The organism is Pseudomonas sp. TE6283 (genome assembly GCF_054060555.1).
Map to the genome: position 1 here is coordinate 42,182 of NZ_JBSSDH010000012.1, position 17,314 is coordinate 59,495.

At 65.9% G+C, this 17,314-nt stretch carries 17 protein-coding genes; 12 read left to right on the forward strand and 5 right to left on the reverse strand.

What is annotated here, in order from left to right:
• The first annotated feature begins 74 nt into the window (after window positions 1–74).
• Entirely contained in the window at window positions 75–494 is a 420-nt protein-coding gene (locus ACVWZ5_RS16740) for a hypothetical protein (protein WP_028690416.1), read from the forward strand.
• 24 nt (window positions 495–518) lie between these two features.
• Window positions 519–1,388 carry a cation diffusion facilitator family transporter gene (locus ACVWZ5_RS16745; RefSeq protein WP_457340735.1) on the forward strand — a complete coding sequence of 290 codons (870 nt, stop codon included), beginning with the start codon at window positions 519–521 and terminating at the stop codon, window positions 1,386–1,388.
• Window positions 1,389–1,409: 21 nt separating this feature from the next.
• Here ACVWZ5_RS16745 and ACVWZ5_RS16750 read toward each other — a convergent pair whose 3' ends face one another.
• Window positions 1,410–2,246, reverse strand: a complete 837-nt coding sequence (locus tag ACVWZ5_RS16750) for a DUF6515 family protein (RefSeq protein ID WP_260270512.1) — start codon at window positions 2,244–2,246, stop codon at window positions 1,410–1,412.
• Between the two features lie 471 nt (window positions 2,247–2,717).
• Here ACVWZ5_RS16750 and ACVWZ5_RS16755 point away from each other — a divergent pair, with 471 nt between their 5' ends.
• Both ACVWZ5_RS16755 and ACVWZ5_RS16760 read left to right on the forward strand, forming a co-directional pair.
• Window positions 2,718–3,194: an Lrp/AsnC family transcriptional regulator gene (locus ACVWZ5_RS16755; protein WP_011535815.1), complete on the forward strand. Its 477-nt coding sequence runs from the start codon at window positions 2,718–2,720 to the stop codon at window positions 3,192–3,194.
• 53 nt (window positions 3,195–3,247) lie between these two features.
• Window positions 3,248–3,451 carry a DUF2788 domain-containing protein gene (locus ACVWZ5_RS16760; protein WP_028690413.1) on the forward strand — a complete coding sequence of 68 codons (204 nt, stop codon included), beginning with the start codon at window positions 3,248–3,250 and terminating at the stop codon, window positions 3,449–3,451.
• Window positions 3,452–3,560: 109 nt separating this feature from the next.
• Here the strand turns inward: ACVWZ5_RS16760 and ACVWZ5_RS16765 are convergent, their stop codons facing one another.
• The 4 genes from ACVWZ5_RS16765 to ACVWZ5_RS16780 all read right to left on the reverse strand — a co-directional run bounded on the left by ACVWZ5_RS16765 (window position 3,561) and on the right by ACVWZ5_RS16780 (window position 9,520).
• Complete coding sequence (locus ACVWZ5_RS16765) at window positions 3,561–4,190, reverse strand: pseudouridine synthase (protein ID WP_280084048.1); 630 nt, start codon at window positions 4,188–4,190, stop codon at window positions 3,561–3,563.
• A gap of 6 nt (window positions 4,191–4,196) precedes the next feature.
• Window positions 4,197–5,660 carry an AMP nucleosidase gene (gene amn / locus ACVWZ5_RS16770; RefSeq protein ID WP_028690411.1) on the reverse strand — a complete coding sequence of 488 codons (1,464 nt, stop codon included), beginning with the start codon at window positions 5,658–5,660 and terminating at the stop codon, window positions 4,197–4,199.
• A 77-nt stretch (window positions 5,661–5,737) separates the two neighbouring features.
• Window positions 5,738–7,390, reverse strand: a complete 1,653-nt coding sequence (locus ACVWZ5_RS16775) for an acyl-CoA dehydrogenase family protein (protein WP_457340736.1) — start codon at window positions 7,388–7,390, stop codon at window positions 5,738–5,740.
• Between the two features lie 138 nt (window positions 7,391–7,528).
• A complete protein-coding gene (locus tag ACVWZ5_RS16780; protein ID WP_062575290.1) occupies window positions 7,529–9,520 on the reverse strand; it encodes a sensor histidine kinase in 1,992 nt (663 codons plus the stop codon).
• 265 nt (window positions 9,521–9,785) lie between these two features.
• Here ACVWZ5_RS16780 and ACVWZ5_RS16785 point away from each other — a divergent pair, with 265 nt between their 5' ends.
• The 8 genes from ACVWZ5_RS16785 (at window position 9,786) to lnt (ending at window position 17,303) form a co-directional block, all read left to right on the forward strand.
• The gene (locus tag ACVWZ5_RS16785; RefSeq protein WP_457340737.1) at window positions 9,786–10,583 is read left to right on the forward strand and encodes a hydroxymethylpyrimidine/phosphomethylpyrimidine kinase; all 798 of its coding nucleotides are present in this window, start codon (window positions 9,786–9,788) and stop codon (window positions 10,581–10,583) included.
• 14 nt (window positions 10,584–10,597) lie between these two features.
• Window positions 10,598–11,221: a thiamine phosphate synthase gene (thiE, locus tag ACVWZ5_RS16790; RefSeq protein WP_062575292.1), complete on the forward strand. Its 624-nt coding sequence runs from the start codon at window positions 10,598–10,600 to the stop codon at window positions 11,219–11,221.
• A gap of 17 nt (window positions 11,222–11,238) precedes the next feature.
• The gene (gene hemL / locus ACVWZ5_RS16795) at window positions 11,239–12,522 is read left to right on the forward strand and encodes a glutamate-1-semialdehyde 2,1-aminomutase (RefSeq protein WP_457340738.1); all 1,284 of its coding nucleotides are present in this window, start codon (window positions 11,239–11,241) and stop codon (window positions 12,520–12,522) included.
• A 199-nt stretch (window positions 12,523–12,721) separates the two neighbouring features.
• Window positions 12,722–13,267, forward strand: coding sequence for a tetratricopeptide repeat protein (locus ACVWZ5_RS16800; protein ID WP_050707046.1), 546 nt, complete (start codon window positions 12,722–12,724; stop codon window positions 13,265–13,267).
• 179 nt (window positions 13,268–13,446) lie between these two features.
• Window positions 13,447–14,445, forward strand: coding sequence for a PhoH family protein (locus tag ACVWZ5_RS16805; RefSeq protein WP_050707047.1), 999 nt, complete (start codon window positions 13,447–13,449; stop codon window positions 14,443–14,445).
• Complete coding sequence (gene ybeY, locus ACVWZ5_RS16810; protein WP_062575294.1) at window positions 14,438–14,911, forward strand: rRNA maturation RNase YbeY; 474 nt, start codon at window positions 14,438–14,440, stop codon at window positions 14,909–14,911. The genes ACVWZ5_RS16805 and ybeY overlap by 8 nt, the downstream gene beginning before the upstream one ends.
• 26 nt (window positions 14,912–14,937) lie before the next feature.
• Entirely contained in the window at window positions 14,938–15,777 is an 840-nt protein-coding gene (locus ACVWZ5_RS16815; protein ID WP_028690402.1) for an HlyC/CorC family transporter, read from the forward strand.
• An 8-nt stretch (window positions 15,778–15,785) separates the two neighbouring features.
• Window positions 15,786–17,303: an apolipoprotein N-acyltransferase gene (lnt, locus tag ACVWZ5_RS16820; RefSeq protein ID WP_084941837.1), complete on the forward strand. Its 1,518-nt coding sequence runs from the start codon at window positions 15,786–15,788 to the stop codon at window positions 17,301–17,303.
• Window positions 17,304–17,314: the final 11 nt, after the last annotated feature.

Sequence of the window (17,314 nt, forward strand, 5' to 3'; positions counted from 1 at the left end):
GCCCTATCATGGTCTTAACCTCAGGCGTGCACGATTGCCGCGCCCTTGTATGTCGTTATCTTCCGGAGACTCACATGCGCATCCCTTCCCGCGTCATCGGTGGCGCCCTCATCGCCACCTTGCTGACCCAGCTGACGGCCTGCGGCACCCTGTTCTACCCTGACCGTCGCGGCCAGATCGAAGGCAAGATCGACCCCGTGGTCGCGGCCATGGACGCCATCGGTATCCTGTTCTACGTGATTCCCGGCCTGATCGCCTTCGGCATCGACTTCGCCACCGGCGCCATCTACTACCCTGGCGGCAAGAGCGCGCAGATCGACCCGGCCAAGCTCAAGCCGGCGATCAATGCCGACGGCCAGGTCGACAGGACCAAGCTGCAGGCTATCCTGGAGAGCGAACTGGGCCAGCGCCTGCCGCTGAACGACCCGCGGCTGATCCAGCACCGCGGCAGTGTCGAGCAACTGGCCAGCTACGGCCTGGTACCCGCGGCCTGACCTGATCCGGATGATCCCCTGCGCATGACCGCCACCGCCGAACACCAACACCTGCTGCGCCTGGCCACCCGCGCCTCGCTGAGCGTCGCCTGTATCCTGGTGCTGAGCAAGGCCGTGGCCTGGTGGCTGAGCGGCTCGGTCAGCCTGCTGGCCGGGCTGACCGACTCGGCGCTGGATGCCGCCGCCTCCTTCCTCAACCTGCTGGCGGTGCATTACGCGCTGCGCCCGGCCGATGACGACCACCGTTTCGGCCATGGCAAGGCCGAAGCCCTGGCCGGCATGGCCCAGGCGCTGTTCATCGGGGTCAGCGCGGTGCTGATCGGGGAGCAGGCGGTGGAGCGGCTGAAGTCGCCGGAGCCCCTGGGCGATACCGCGGTCGGCATCGCGGTGATGTTGCTTTCCCTGGCGCTGACCGTGGCGCTGCTGGCGCTCCAGCGCAAGGTCATCCGCCTGACCGGCTCCACCGCCGTGCGCGCGGACTCGCTGCACTACCGCTCCGACCTGCTGCTCAATGCCAGCATCCTGCTGGCGCTGCTCCTGGCCCGCTACGGCTGGCCTCAGCTCGACGCCCTGTTCGGCCTGGGGATCGCCCTGTACATCCTGTGGAGCGCGCTGCAGATCGCCCGCGAGAGCACGGCGATCCTGATGGACAAGGAACTGCCCGCCGATATCGGCGAGCGCATGCTCGAAGTGGTGCTGGCGATCCCCGGGGTAAAGGGGGTGCATGACCTGCGCACGCGGGTCTCCGGCAGCCAGTGGTTCGTGCAACTGCATCTGGAGCTGCCCGGCGACATGCCGCTGCATGCCGCCCATGAACTGTGCGTGCAGGCCTCGCAGGTCATTCGCCAGCGCTATCCACGGGCCGATGTGATGGTCCACGCCGACCCGGTGTAGCCGGTTATCGCAAAAGCGCCATCAATTGATGCTGTAGCCACGCCCGCTCAGGCACGCCCCCAAGGCCCGTCGATAGTTGTCCGCCACATTGGCCGGCGGCGCATAGGTGGCGGTCGCCGGATCGAATCCCGACTGGCTCACCGCCCAGCGATGGCATTGATAGCGGTCCTGCTCCTGCTGCTCCTGCCCCTGGCCATACATCGGATAGGCGATCACATCGTAGCCGCCGCCCTGCTGCGGTATTGGCGCAGGCGCCACAGCGGGCGGGTTGACCACCACGTACTCGCGGCTGTCGGCCAGGTACTGGTAGTAGGTGTCGGCCACCAGGAAGAACAGCGCACCGCTCAGCCACACTTCACGGGCGTAGGGCGGCAGGTAGCCGACCCGCACGCCGTAGGGCGGTGTGACCACCACGTAGCCGCCGCCATGGGGCCGGTACCAGTAGCCGCCGGAGTAGAAGTAGTCCTGTCCGCGGTACGGCACCTTCCAATAGCGATCCGGGAAGCGGTCGACGGTATGCCCGGGATGGTACTGCGGCCCTGGCCCCCAGCCATTGCCATGACCATCGGGCCGACCTGACCAGTCGCCACCGGGGCGCTGACCCGGACCGCCCGCTTCCCAGTGACGGTTGTCGCCGTAACGACGGGGAATGTCCTGGTAGTAGCCCTGGCGTGGCGGTTGCGTCTGGCGCACTTCATCACGCGAATTGAGCGGCGAGCCACGCCGTTCGCCTGCGCCCTGCTCCTGCTGACCGCCATGACCGTCATGCCCTTCTCCAGGCCCTTCGGCCAGGGCGCCCAGGCTGATGCCCAGGCCCAGCAAACCAACACCTGCCAACCGCCAGATGCGCGAACTCATGTTGTTCCTCTCGATGCAAACACCCGCCATTATCGTCGGCAGTCTACTCCGCAGAACGCGACCGGCAGATTAAATTAGCCGACATTCTGGTGCGCCAATTGCTCAAAGGCCTGAATGGGTTGCTCGCTGGCCTGGCAAGCGTAGCCTGCGGCGCAATAAAAAAGGGAGGCCTTGCGGCCTCCCTTCGGGAATTGTCGTCCGTGCTCGGTGCTTGTGACACCGGCTCACCTCGCGCCGTCTTCTGGACAGTGCGTAGCCCGGGGGCCTGGCGGATCCTGTTGGATGGCTGGCCGCGACCGCCCGCCTAGGGCGCGTCGCCGTGGACTGATGTCCGGGCAGTGATTCTGGTGATAAAGATAGGCCAGACGCCGGGGCAGAGGATTGCGAAGATTGCTCTGATAAATAGCGCTTGCGCAATTTTTCACTCAGGATCGATAATTCGCAGCAATCCGAACAGAAAAGGCCCTTTCCATGAGCAAGCTCGACCGCTACGACCTGAGCATCCTCGCCGAATTGCAGCGCGATGCGCGCATCTCCAACCAGGAACTGGCCGAACGCATCGGCCTGTCGCCTTCCCCATGCTCACGTCGGGTCAAGCAGCTCGAGGACGATGGCTACATCTCGCGCCAGGTGGCCCTGCTGGACCGCAAGAAGCTCGGCCTGAGCCTGACCGCCTATGTGCTGATCGGCATGGACCGGCACACGCCCGAGCGCTTCGAGACCTTCGAGGCGGCGATTCGCAGCCTGCCCCAGGTGCTCGAGTGCAGCCTGGTCACCGGGATGGACGCCGACTACCAGCTCAAGGTGGTGGTGCCGGACATGGACCACTACCAAAAGCTGCTGCTGGGCAGCCTGACCCGTATCGAAGGCGTGACCAGCGTGCGCTCGAGCTTCGTGCTCAACCAGGTGCTGGCCAGCACCGAGCTGCCATTGACCCACCTGCGTTGAATCCTCGCGCGTGCGGCGTATGATCGAGGGCTCAACCTGCCTGGAGTGAACCGATGGATCCCGCAGTATTCGAAGAATGGATGATGATCGTCCTGGTCACCGTGCTGATCGGTTTCATGGGCTTCATCGTCTGGGACCTGGCGAAGAAGTCCAAGGCCGGACGCTTTGGCACGCTGATCCTGTTCTTTGTGCTGGGCCTTGGCGTACTGGCGTTCATCATCAAGAGCGTGGTGGTGGGGTTTATCGAAGGGGTGTAGCGGCCTGACGCCCCCCTTCCTTGTAGGAGCGGCCTTGTGTCGCGAAAGGGCTGCAAAGCAGCCCCAGATTGCCGCATCAAGGCAGAAACTGCCGGGGGACGCGTGCGGCTCAAAGCTTCGCTGGCACTTCGCGCCAGCAGCCCTGCTCCAGCCCCTCGATCGTCCAGTCGCCAATCCGCACTCGCACCAGGCGCAAGGTGGGCAATCCCACCGCCGCCGTCATCCGCCGCACCTGGCGATTGCGTCCTTCACGGATCACCAGCTCCAGCCAGGCGGTCGGCACACTCTTGCGAAAACGCACCGGCGGATTGCGCGGCCACAGCTCGGGCTCCTCGAGCAGACGCGCCTGGGCCGGCAACGTGGGCCCGTCGTTGAGCTCGACGCCGTCACGCAGGTGCTTTAGCTGCTCTTCGCTCGGCTCACCCTCAACCTGCACCCAGTACGTCTTGGCCAGCTTGTGCTTCGGATCGGCGATGCGCGCCTGCAGGCGCCCGTCGTTGGTCAGCAGCAGCAGGCCTTCGCTGTCCCGGTCCAGGCGCCCGGCCGGGTAGATGCCGGGGATGTCGATGAAGTCCTTGAGCGTGGTCCGCCCCTCGCCGTCGCTGAACTGGGTGAGCACATCGAACGGTTTGTTGAACAGGATCAAGCGCGGCTCGGCCGGCGGCGCCTTGGGCTGGCGACGCGGGCCGGTGGGCCGCGCCGCAGGGCGGCGCGGTGTGCTACGGGGTGGCAGGGACATGGATCCTCAGCGGAACGGCGGCTCATCGAAGCTGCGCAGTTTACGCGAGTGCAGCGAGTTGAGCTCGGTACGCAGCAGATCAAGGGCGGCGATGCCGATCTTCAGGTGCTGGCTGACCGCGCGGTTGTAGAAGGCGTTGGCCGAGCCGGGCAGCTTGATCTCACTGTGCAGCGGCTTGTCGGAGACACACAGCAAGGTGCCGTAGGGCACGCGCAGGCGGTAGCCCTGGGCCGCGATGGTACCGCTCTCCATGTCCACCGCCACGGCGCGGGACAGGTTGATCAACGGACGTTCCTGGGCCCAGCGCAGTTCCCAGTTGCGGTCGTCATAGGTGAGCACGGTGCCGGTGCGCAGGCGCTTCTTGAGCTGCTCGCCACGCTCGCCGGTGACCTGCGCGGCCGCCTCCTGCAACGCCAGCTGCACCTCGGCCAGGGCCGGGATCGGGATGTTCGGCGGCACCACGCGGTCGAGGATGCCGTCGCGACGCATGTAGGCGTGGGCCAGCACGTAGTCGCCGATTGTCTGCGACTGGCGCAGGCCGCCGCAGTGGCCGATCATCAGCCAGCAGTGCGGGCGCAGTACCGCCAGGTGGTCGGTGATGTTCTTGGCGTTGGACGGGCCGACGCCGATGTTGACCAGGGTCACGCCATCGCCGTCGGCGGCGATCAGGTGGTAGGCCGGCATCTGGTAGCGGTGCCAGACCACGCTGGCGACCAGGGCCTGGGCCTCGCCGTTGTCCATGCCCTTCTCGATGACCACGTTACCCGGCAGGACCATGCGCACGAAGCGTGGGTCCTCGCGCAACTGCTCAAGGCCATGGGCGATGAACTGGTCGACGTAGCGGTGGTAGTTGGTCAGCAGGATCCACGGCTGCATGTGCCGCCAGTCGCTGCCGGTGTAGTGCACCAGGCGGCGCAGGGAGAAATCCACGCGGGCGGCGTCGAACAGCGCCAGCGGCAGGGTCTCGGCGCTTTCCCAGTCGTACAGGCCATCGGCGATGTTGTCGGTGGCCGCCGACAGGTCGGTGCTGGGGAACACCCGCGCCAGTTGCGCGGCGGTGATACCGCTGCCGGCCAGTTCGTCGCCCTGGTCGACCACGTAGGGGTACGGGATGTTCTGCTCGCTGACGCCGACTTCCACGGTCACGGTGTAGTCGTGCATCAGTGGGCGCAGTTGCTCGAGCAGGTAGCCACGGAACGCCGCGGGCTGGGTGACGGTGACACTGTAGGTGCCGTCCACCTGGACCTTGGCGTAGGCGCGGGTGGTGGCGGCGACTTCGCCCTGGCTGGAGTAGGTCAGGCGCAGTGCCGGGTAGCGGAACAACGCACGCTCCTCGTCGCCCGGCTCGGTGCGGTCCTTGAGGTAGCGCTTGAGGGCCTGGCTCAAGGCCCCGGTGGCCTGTTCATGCAGGGCCGCCAGACGGTCGACGGCCTGTTCGGGGGTATCAACGACTACAAACGCTTGGCTCACACTGGGCTTCCTGTCTTAGGGGATGCATGACAGCCATCTTGCCTGCGTTGCCGGGCAAATACACCCCCACGAGGGCGTTACCCGGCCCACACCGGCGTGGCCCTGGCCACCAGCGCCTCGGCGTCCACGCCGCGTGGCAACGCGCCATACACCCGCCCGCCGCCGCCCAGGCGACTGCCGATGAACGCATCGCTCACCGTGGCATTGCCCGCCTCGAGCAGCAGCTTGGCCTGCAGCGCCACGGCGATGTCCTCGGTGAGTTGCCGGGCGCGGTACTGGATATCACCGGTATCGGCGAAGGCACCCTTGAGGTTGCCGATGAACGCCGCCAGCCGCGGATCGCCATGGCCGTCGCCCAACTCACAGAACAGCGCCTCGAGCACGCCCGGCTCCTTCGACAAGGCCCGCAGCACATCCAGGCACTGCACGTTGCCCGAGCCCTCCCAGGTCGAGTTGACCGGCGCCTCGCGGTACAGCCGCGGCAGGATGCTGTCCTCGACATAGCCGGCACCGCCCAGGCACTCGGCGGCCTCGTTGATCATCCCGGGGGCGCGCTTGCAGATCCAGTACTTGCCCACGGCCGTGACCAGGCGGGCAAAGTGCGCCTGCTGCGGGTCGCCGAGGCGGTCCAGGGCCTGGCCCATGCGCAGGCTCAGGGCCAGGGCGGCCTCGCTCTCCAGGACCAGGTCGGCCAGCACGTTCTGCATCAGCGGCTGCTCGGCCAGCACACGCCCGCCGACCTTACGGTGCGCGCAGTGGTGCGCGGCCTGGGTCAGGGCCTGGCGCATCAGCGCGCTGGAGCCGACCATGCAGTCGAAGCGGGTCATGGCCACCATCTCGATGATGGTCGGCACGCCGCGTCCCTCCTCGCCGATCATCCAGGCCAGGGCACCGCGGAACTCCACCTCGCTGGAGGCGTTGGAACAGTTGCCCAGCTTGTTCTTCAGGCGCTGGATGTAGAACTGGTTGCGGTTGTCGTCGGGCCGGTGGCGCGGCAGCAGGAAGCAGCTCAGGCCCTTGTCGGTCTGGGCCAGGGTGAGGAAGGCGTCGCACATGGGCGCCGAACAGAACCACTTGTGCCCCACCAGTTCATAGGGCTGGCCCGGGCCGGGCGTGCCCACCGGGTAGGCGCGGGTGGTGTTGGCGCGAACATCGGTGCCGCCCTGTTTCTCGGTCATGGCCATGCCGATGGTGACACCGGCCTTGTGCCGGTCGCCGACGTTGCGCGGGTCGTATTCGCGGGCCAGGACCTTCGGCAGCCAGTAGCCGGCAAGCTCGGGTTGCAAGCGCAGGGCCGGCACGGCGGCGAAGGTCATGGTCAGCGGGCAGCCGGTACCGGCTTCGGCCTGGCTGTGCAGGTAGGTCATCGAGGCCCGCGCCACATGGGCGCCGTCCCTTGGCTCGGCCCAGGGTAGCGAGGGCAGGCCGTGCTCGACGGCGGTGCGCATCAGCTGATGATAGGCGGGATGAAACTCCACCAGGTCGATACGGTGGCCATAGCGGTCATGGCTGCTGAACTCGGGTTTGTGGGCATTGGCCAGGAAACCCGCAGCCATCAGCGGACCACCGGCCAGGGCGCCGTAGGCGTCGATCCGCGATTCGGCCCAGCCGGCGCCGAACCTGCGCGACCACTCCTGCAGGGGCTGATCGAGGCGATACAGGTTGGCGCCGTCCAGGGACGGCGGCTGGTTGGTGACTTCGTGGGTTTCAGCGAACTGGTGCAGGTTCATCGGCGGCCTCCTGGATCGGGTCATGCCTGGATAACCCAGTGAAGCACCGCAGGCCCTCGAGTCAAAGTGACAAAACGGACTACATGGGGGCGCTTCGCGCCCTCGAACCCTACGCAGTCCCTGTAACCAACGGACTCGTCAGAAGCGCTCCATCCCCGAAACGGCACGCGTCGGCGGTATCTGCACCTGCGCCACAGCGAGGGCCAGGGTCAGCTCGAAGCGGCTGCCCAGCCCAGGCGTCGACTCATGGGACAGCTGCGCACCGATCAACTCGCCCAGTTGCCGGCAGATCGACAGGCCGATGCCCAGCCCGCCGTAACGCCGGGTCATCGAGCCGTCCAGCTGGGAAAAGCGCTGGTACAGCACCGCCTGGTCCAGGTCGTCGAAGCCGATGCCGCTGTCGCTGACCGTGAGGCTCAAGACCAGGCTGTCCGGCCCGGTGCGCCGGCCACGGGCCTGCACGGTGACGCCACCCTGATGGGTGAACTTCAGCCCATTGTCCACCAGGCAGGCAAGGCAGCGGGCGAGCTTCTGCGCATCGCCGACCAGGCTGTCGGGCAGGTCGGCAGGAATGTCCAGGCTCAGGTACAGGCCCTTGGCCAACGCCTGGCTGGCATAGCCGGCGCGCAGTTCCTGGAGCAGGCGCCGCAGGCTGAACGCCATGCCCTGGTTGCGCAGGCGCCCGGCCTGCAGTTCAGTGAGGATCAGGATGTCGTCGACCATCGCCATCATGTCCAGGGCGGAACCGGTGGCGGTGCGATGGTACTGGGCCTGCTCGGCGCTCATGGGCAAGGTATGCAGCAGCTCCAGCGATCCAATCACGCCGTTCATCGGCGTGCGCAGTTCATGGGTCACGGTGGCCAGGAACTCGTCTTTGAGCCGGTTGCTGCGCGCCAGCTGCAGGTTCAGTTGTTCAAGGGTGCGCCCGGTCTCGCGCAGGGTCTGTGCCTGCTGCTCGCGCAGGCTGTTGATGCGATCGGCCAGGGCCAGCGACAGCAGCGCCACCTCCAGTGCCGAGCCGAGCTGGCTGGCGTACATGGTGATGAACACGTTGGGCAGGTAACCCAGCACCATCAGGGTGTTGACCAGCCCGCCAACGAGGAAGGCGGTCCAGGCGATGATGAACCAGCGCGCCACGCGCAACCCACGCCACCAGGCATAGAGCCCGGCGCTGAAGATACTGACGGTGAACAGCAGCGCCAGCACCGTGGCCATGCGCAGCGCCACACCGTAGCGCAAGGTCACTGCCAGCACCATGACCAACGCGCCGCCGGCCATCAACCCTTTAAGCAGGCGGTCGAAGCCCCGGCTGAGGCTGCCAAGTTGCAGGAAGTGGCGGGCGAACTGGCAGCCGAACAGCCCGGCGGCACCGATGAACAACGGAGTGGCGGCGTTGGCCCACCACGGGCTGTCGGGCCAGAAATAGGCGATGCCTGCGCCGTTGACCGACACCTGGTAGAGACCGAACGAAGCGATATAAAGGATGTAGTACAGGTAGCTGACGTCACGCACGCCGAGGTAGATGAACAGGTTGTACACCAGCATCACCAGCAGCACGCCGTAAATCATGCCTAGCACGTAAAGGCGTGTGGGCTGGTCTTCCAGGTAGGCGTCGGCCGACCACAAAGTCAGCGGCGCCTGGATCGAGCCCTGGCTGTGCAGGCGCAGGTAGGCGGTGGTCGCCTGGCCGGGCCGCAGCGGCAATTCGAACAGGTAGTTGTTCTGGCGGATCTCCCGACTGGCATAGGGCAGCGCGTCACCGGTGCGCCGGGCCAGGCGATAGGTGCCCTGAGCATCCGGCAGGTAGAGTTCCAGGTGATCCAGCGGCGGATAGGCGAGTTCCAGCAGCCACTGGCGTGGCGCAGCCGAAGGGGCGGCAGCATAGGCAAGATCGACCCGCAGCCAGAACACCGAGGTGGAGTAGCCCGCATTGAGCACTTCGTCCTGATGCGCCTGGAAGCGCCCGGCGAACGCCGCGGAGCTGACCTGGGCGATGCTGGCACTGCCATCGTGGTCTTCATAGACCTGCATGTACCGGCCCAGCGGCAGGCGTCCGGTGGCGTCGTCGAATTCGACCGCTCCGGCCAGCACGGGCAAGCAGCCCAGAAGCACAATCAGCAAATAGCGCATACAGCCCCAGCGTGGTCTGTCCGGTCGCGTCGCGGTTGCCTCCCATCCCTTTGAGACGACGTGATCCAGCAGAACCCATTTATCGAGTTATCCGAGCACTCTAGCATAGCCTCCAGCACTGGCAATGAGCCACCCGGAATTTGAATGCAGAGGCTCTAGAATGCATATTTCAGAATTTACAGCCAGGCCAAGCTGACCACTTGATCAGCAATTCTCTCGCCGCGAGCGAACCGCAGAAAAAGGTTTGGTGATAAGCTCGCCGCCCATGAATACCTACAGCTCCCGCCCCGTTGTCCTCTGTCTCTCCGGCCACGACCCCAGTGGTGGCGCCGGGCTGCAGGCAGATATCGAAGCCCTGATCGCCCAGGGCTGTCACGCCGCGCCCGCCGTGACCGCCCTGACCGTGCAGGATACCGTCAACGTTTCCGACTTCCGCGTGCTCGACCGCGAGTGGGTCCTGGCCCAGGCCAACGCCGTGCTGGCCGATTCCAAGGTGGCCGCGGTGAAGCTGGGCATGCTCGGCTCGATCGAGATGGTCGACACCGTCGCCGAACTGCTCGCCGCCCATCCGCACCTGCCACTGGTCTGCGACCCGGTGCTGCGCGCCGGCGGCGGCGGTCGCCTGGGCAAGGACGAGGTCGGCTACGCGCTGCGCGAACGCCTGCTGCCGCTGGCCACCATTGCCACGCCGAACCTGCCGGAGGCGCGTATCCTGGCGGAACTGCCTGAAGGCACCGCGGACGAATGCGCCGATAAGCTGCTGCCGTTCTGTAGACACCTGCTGATCACCGGCGGTCACGGCGACGAAGTGGAAATTCACAACCGCCTGTACAGCCGCGACGGCCAGCAGCACACCTGGACCTGCCAGCGCCTGCCGGGCAGCTACCACGGCTCGGGCTGCACCCTGGCCAGCGCCCTGGCCGGCCGCCTGGCCCTGGGCGAAAATTTGACCAGCGCCGTGCGCAGCGCCCTGGACTACACCTGGCGGACCCTGCGCGACGCCGAACAACTGGGCAAGGGCCAGTACGTGCCGCGCCGCCTGCCCCTGGATTTCTGTTCCTGACTCGAGGCTACCCGATGACGCTCCGCGGTCTGTATGCCATCACCGACAGCCAGCTGCTCGCCGGCCGTTTTCTGAGCCATGTCGAGGCAGCACTCGAAGGCGGTGTCTGCCTGCTGCAGTACCGCGACAAGAGCGACGACGCCGGACGTCGCCTGCGCGAAGCTGAAGCGCTGACCAAGCTTTGCGAACGCTACGGCACCCAGCTGATCATCAACGACGACGCCGAACTGGCCGCGCGCCTGGGCGTCGGTGTGCACCTGGGCCAGACCGACGGCCCGCTCACCCCGGCACGCGCCCTGCTCGGCCGCCAGGCGATCATCGGCTCGACCTGCCACGCCAGCCTCGACCTCGCGCAGCAGGCCGCCAGCGAAGGCGCCAGCTATGTCGCCTTCGGTCGCTTCTTCAATTCCGTCACCAAACCGGGCGCGCCCGCCGCCAGCGTCGAACTGCTGGAGCGAGCCCGCGCCCAGGTCAAGCTGCCGATCGCCGTCATCGGCGGCATCACCCTCGACAACGCCGCCCCGCTGGTCGCCCATGGCGCCGACCTGCTGGCGGTGATCCACGGCCTGTTCGGTGCCGACAGCGCGCAGGAAGTCACCCGCCGCGCCCGCGCCTTCAACGCCCTGTTCGTTTCCTGATTTCGAGAGAAGACTCCATGTCCCGTTCAGAAGCCCTGTTCGCCCAAGCCCAGAAACACATCCCCGGCGGCGTCAACTCGCCGGTGCGCGCCTTCAAGAGCGTCGGCGGCACCCCGTTGTTCTTCAAGCACGCCGAAGGCGCCTACGTCATCGACGAGGACGACAAGCGTTATGTCGACTATGTCGGTTCCTGGGGCCCGATGATTCTCGGCCACGGCCACCCCGACGTGCTGGATGCCGTGCGCAGGCAGCTCGAGCACGGCCTGTCCTACGGCGCGCCGACCGCCATGGAAACCGAGATGGCCGACCTGGTCTGCTCGATCGTGCCGTCGATGGAGATGGTGCGAATGGTCAGCTCCGGCACCGAGGCGACCATGAGCGCCATCCGCCTGGCCCGTGGCTACACCGGCCGCGACGCCATCATCAAGTTCGAGGGCTGCTACCACGGTCACTCCGACAGCCTGCTGGTCAAGGCCGGTTCCGGCCTGCTGACCCAAGGCGTGCCAAGCTCGGCCGGGGTACCGGCGGACTTCGCCAAGCACACCCTGACCCTGCCGTTCAACGACATCGCCGCCGTCGAGAAGACCCTGGCCGACGTCGGCCAGAGCGTCGCCTGCATCATCGTCGAGCCCGTGGCCGGCAACATGAACTGCGTCCCCCCGGCGCCGGGCTTCCTCGAAGGCCTGCGTTCGCTGTGCGACCAGCATGGCGTGGTACTGATCTTCGATGAAGTGATGACCGGCTTCCGTGTGTCGCTGGGTGGCGCCCAGGGCCACTACGGCATTACCCCGGACCTGTCGACCTTCGGCAAGATCGTTGGCGGCGGCATGCCGGTCGGCTGCTTCGGCGGCAAGCGCGAAATCATGGGTTGCATCGCCCCGCTGGGTCCGGTCTACCAGGCCGGCACCCTGTCGGGCAACCCGCTGGCGATGGCCGCGGGCCTCACCACCCTGAAGCTGATCAGCCGCCCGGGCTTCCATGACGAGCTGAGCGCCTTCACCAGCCGCATGCTCGATGGCCTGCAACAACGCGCCGATGCCGCCGGCATCCCATTCGTCACCACCCAGGCGGGCGCCATGTTCGGCCTGTACTTCAGCGGTGCCGACGACATCGTCACCTTCGACGACGTGATGGCCAGCGATGCCGAGCGTTTCAAGCGCTTCTTCCACCTGATGCTCGAAGGCGGCGTGTACTTGGCGCCAAGCGCCTTCGAGGCAGGCTTCACCTCCATCGCCCATGGCGACAAGGAACTGCAGATCACCCTGGACGCCGCCGAAAAGGCCTTCGCCGCCCTGAAGTAAATAGCTGCATCCCACCTTTGTGGGAGCTGCCTTGCCGCTCCCACAAAGGTCAGTACCATCAATAAATCCCCATGCACAATCAGTTGGCTCCCCCAACCCAGTAGAAATCTGAGTAAAACTTTGTAAGGTAGGCGCTGCTTATCCCATAATGTGCCACCAGAGACATTGGCCGTAGCTTTGCAGAGGTAAGTCGATCCCCATGAACCGCACCGGCCGCGCCCTGACCCTGGGCTGCCTGTTGCTTCTTCAGCCCCTGCTGGCCTTGGCGGAGGGCGGAAACTCGTTGCTGATTCCAACGACGGGCCGCTGCACGCTCGATACCGCACCCGAAGACCTGCAGAACGCCCTGAAGGCCTGCGAGCAGACGGCGGAATCCGGGGATGCCGAAGCGCAGTACGAGCTGGGCGAGTTCTACTACAGCGGCACGCCGCGCCATCTCGACAAGGCGCTCAAGTGGTTCGAAAAGGCCTCGCTGCAGGGCCAGGGCCAGGCCCAGTACCGCCTGGGCTCGATGTTCTTCCATGGCGAAGGGGTCAAGGCCAATAACGTGCAGGCCTACATCCTGCTCAAGATCGCCGCGGTCAACGGCGCCGAAGACGCCCTGGACATGGCCGACGAAGTTACCGAGCAGATGCCCCGCGACGAGCTCGAGCACGCCACCCAGGTGCTCGGCCAGATCTTCCGCAAATACCTGCTGGAACTGCAGAACGCCGAAGGTCGCACGCCCTTCTCGCCCCTGCCCTGAGCCGCCCCGGCCCCTGCACGGGCCACCGGCATCACCGTTTCGTCAACTTGCCCTGCCATCATCGGCACGCGGATCGGAAGCGTCGCACCGACCCTTGATCGTTTCAGTGCTTTCGCCACTGCCACTCAAGGGTTATTCTTGAGTTCACATTCATTGCCGTCGAGCGGCTAAAAACGACCTTGAACGCACCCATACAACCCCATCGTTTCATCCTCGAACCCTTCGAGGCCCATCGTTTCGCCAACCTGTGCGGCCAGTTCGACGAGCACCTGCGCCTGATCGAACAACGCCTGGCCATCGAGATCCGCAACCGCGGCAATCAATTCGAACTGATTGGCGAACCCAAGACCACCTCCGCCGCCGAACAGTTGCTGCGCCGCCTCTATCGCGAGGCCAAGGCCACCGACCTGTCGCCGGAAACGGTCCATCTCTATCTCCAGGAGTCGACGGTCGAGACCCTCGAGAACCCGGCGGTCAACGAAGTCAGCGTTTCGCTGCGCACGCGCAAGGGCAACATCCGTCCGCGCGGCGTCAACCAGCAGCGCTACGTCAAAGAGATCCTGGCCAACGACATCAACTTCGGCATTGGCCCGGCCGGTACCGGCAAGACCTACCTGGCCGTGGCCTGCGCGGTCGATGCACTGGAGCGCGAACAGGTGCGCCGCATCCTGCTGGTGCGCCCGGCGGTCGAGGCCGGCGAAAAGCTCGGCTTCCTGCCCGGCGACCTCGCCCAGAAGATCGACCCGTACCTGCGCCCGCTCTACGACGCGCTCTACGAAATGCTCGGCTTCGAGCACGTGGCCAAGCTCATCGAGCGCCAGGTGATCGAGATCGCGCCATTGGCCTACATGCGCGGCCGAACCCTGAACAACAGCTTCATCATCCTCGACGAGAGCCAGAACACTACCCTCGAGCAGATGAAGATGTTCCTCACCCGCATCGGCTTCGGCTCGACCGCAGTGATCACCGGCGACATCACCCAGGTCGACCTGCCCCGCGGCACCAAGTCGGGTCTGGCCCATGTGATCGAGGTGCTCAAGGACGTCCCGGGTATCAGCTTCACCCATTTCCAGCCCAAGGACGTGGTACGCCACCCGTTGGTGCAGCGTATCGTCGAAGCCTACGACCGCTTCGACGCCCGTCAGGCCAAGCCCGAGGCACCCGGCAAAGATGCTTGAACTCGACCTGCAACGGGCCACCGACGCCGCCGCCCCCGATGACGCCGCCTTGCGCCGCTGGTGCGAACTTGCCCTGCGCCAGCGCAGCGCCGACTCGGAAATGACCATTCGCCTGGTCGACGAAGCCGAAGGCCGCGAGCTGAACCACACCTATCGGCACAAGGACTACGCCACCAACGTGCTGTCCTTCCCCGCCGACGTGCCCGACGAGCTGCTCGACATCCCGCTGCTGGGCGACCTGGTGATCTGCGTGCCGGTGGTCGAGCGCGAGGCCGCCGAACAGGGCAAGTCCCTGGAGGCGCACTGGGCACACCTGGTCATCCACGGCTGCCTGCACCTGCTCGGCTACGACCACATCGAAGATGATGAAGCCGAGGAAATGGAAGCGCTGGAACGGCAATTGCTGGCGGAACTGGGTCATCCGGACCCTTACGCCGACGACGAAACCGAAACAATCACACACTGATACTGCAAGGATCACGAGTAACCGCCATGAGCGAAGACCGATCGAGCAACGGGCAGAAGTCCTGGCTGGGTAAGCTGACCCAGGCTTTTGCCCATGAGCCGAAAAACCGCCAGGAGCTCCTCGAGCTGCTGCGCGAAGCCCATCAGAACAAGCTGCTCGACAGCGAAGCGCTGACCATCGTCGAAGGCGCCATCCAGGTCGCCGACCTGCAGGTGCGCGACATCATGGTGCCGCGCTCGCAGATGATCAGCATCAAGGCCAGCCAGTCGCCGCGCGAGTTCCTGCCGGCGGTGATCGACGCCGCGCACTCGCGCTACCCGGTGATCGGCGAGAGCCATGACGATGTGCTCGGCATCCTGCTCGCCAAGGACCTGCTGCCGCTGATCCTCAAGGAGAACGGCGACAGCTTCAACATCAAGGACCTGCTGCGCCCGGCCACCTTCGTGCCCGAGTCCAAGCGTCTGAACGTGCTGCTGCGCGAGTTCCGCGCCAACCACAACCACATGGCCATCGTCATCGACGAGTACGGCGGCGTGGCGGGCCTGGTGACCATCGAGGACGTGCTCGAGCAGATCGTCGGTGATATCGAGGACGAGCACGATGTCGAGGAAGACAGCTACATCAAGCCGCTGCCCAGCGGAGACTTCCTGGTCAAGGCGCTGACGCCGATCGAGAACTTCAACGGGTTCTTCGACAGCGAATTCTCCGATGACGAGTTCGACACCGTCGGCGGTTTGGTGATGAGCGCTTTCGGCCATCTGCCCAAGCGCAACGAAACCACCGAGATCGGCGGCTACCGCTTCCGTATTCTCAACGCAGACAGCCGGCGGGTACACCTGCTGCGCCTGACCCCGATCAACCGTTAAGGACGAAAATGCGCTGGATCACCCGCCCCGGCTGGCCCGGTAACCTGCTGGCCATGGCGGCCGGCGCTTCCACCCTGCTGGCCCTGGCACCGTTCGACGTCTGGCCGCTGGCCATCCTGTCCATCGCCCTGTTCTACGCTGGCCTGCGCGAACTGACGCCGCGCCAGGCCTTGGGCCGTGGCTGGTGCTTCGGCTTCGGTCTCTACGGCGCCGGCACCTGGTGGATCTACGTCAGCATGAACACCTACGGGGGCGCCTCGCCACTGCTGGCGATCGCCCTGCTGCTGGCGTTCTTCGCCTGCCTGGCGTTCTTCTTCGCCTTGCCCGCCTGGCTCTGGGCGCGCTGGCTGCGCCGCGACGAGGCGCCACTGGCCGATGCCCTGTGCTTCGCCGCCCTGTGGTTGCTGCAGGAGGCCTTCCGTGGCTGGTTCCTCACCGGCTTTCCCTGGCTGTACGCTGGCTACAGCCAGCTCGACGGTCCACTCGCCGGCCTCGCCCCGTTGGGTGGCGTCTGGCTGGTGTCCTTCGTCCTGGCCTTGAGCGCCGCCTTGCTGTGCAACCTGTACCGCCTGCGTGAACGCCGTTCGTTCCTGGCGGTCGGCGCGGTGTTGCTGGTGGCGCCGTGGATCCTCGGCCTGGCCCTCAAGGACCATGCCTGGACCGAGCCGGCGGGCGATCCGCTGAAGGTCGCCGCCCTGCAGGGCAATGTCGAGCAGGACCTGAAATGGGACCCGGCGCACATCAATGCGCAACTGGCGCTGTACCGCGACATGAGCTTCAGCTCGAAACCCGTCGACCTGCTGGTCTGGCCGGAAACCGCCGTGCCGGTGCTCAAGGACCAGGCCCAGGGCTACATCGACATGATGGGCAGCTTTGCCGCCGAACGGCACTCGGCGCTGATCACCGGGGTGCCGGTGCGGCAGATGGTCCACCACCAGCGCCGCTACTTCAACGGCGTCACCGTGACCGGCGAAGGCGACGGCACCTACCTCAAGCAGAAACTGGTGCCGTTCGGTGAGTACGTGCCACTGCAGGACATGCTGCGCGGCCTGATCGAGTTCTTCAACCTGCCGATGTCGGACTTCGCCCGCGGCCCCGAGGACCAGCCCCTGCTGCAGGCCAAGGGTTACCAGGTGGCACCGTACATCTGCTACGAAGTGGTCTACCCCGAGTTCGCCGCCAGCCTTGCCGCACGCAGCGACCTGTTGCTGACCATCAGCAACGACACCTGGTTCGGCACCTCGATCGGCCCCCTGCAGCACCTGCAGATGGCCCAGATGCGTGCCTTGGAGGCCGGTCGCTGGATGATCCGCGCCACCAACAACGGCGTGACGGCACTGATCGACCCGTTCGGCAGGATCACCGCGCAAATCCCGCAGTTCCAGCGGGCCGTGCTGTACGGCGAAGTGGTGCCGATGCAACAGCTGACGCCCTACCTGCAATGGCGCTCGTGGCCGCTGGCGATCGTCTGCGTGCTATTGCTGGGGTGGGCGCTGCTGGCCGGGCGGATTGCCAAGACAGTCTGATCGACGCCCCC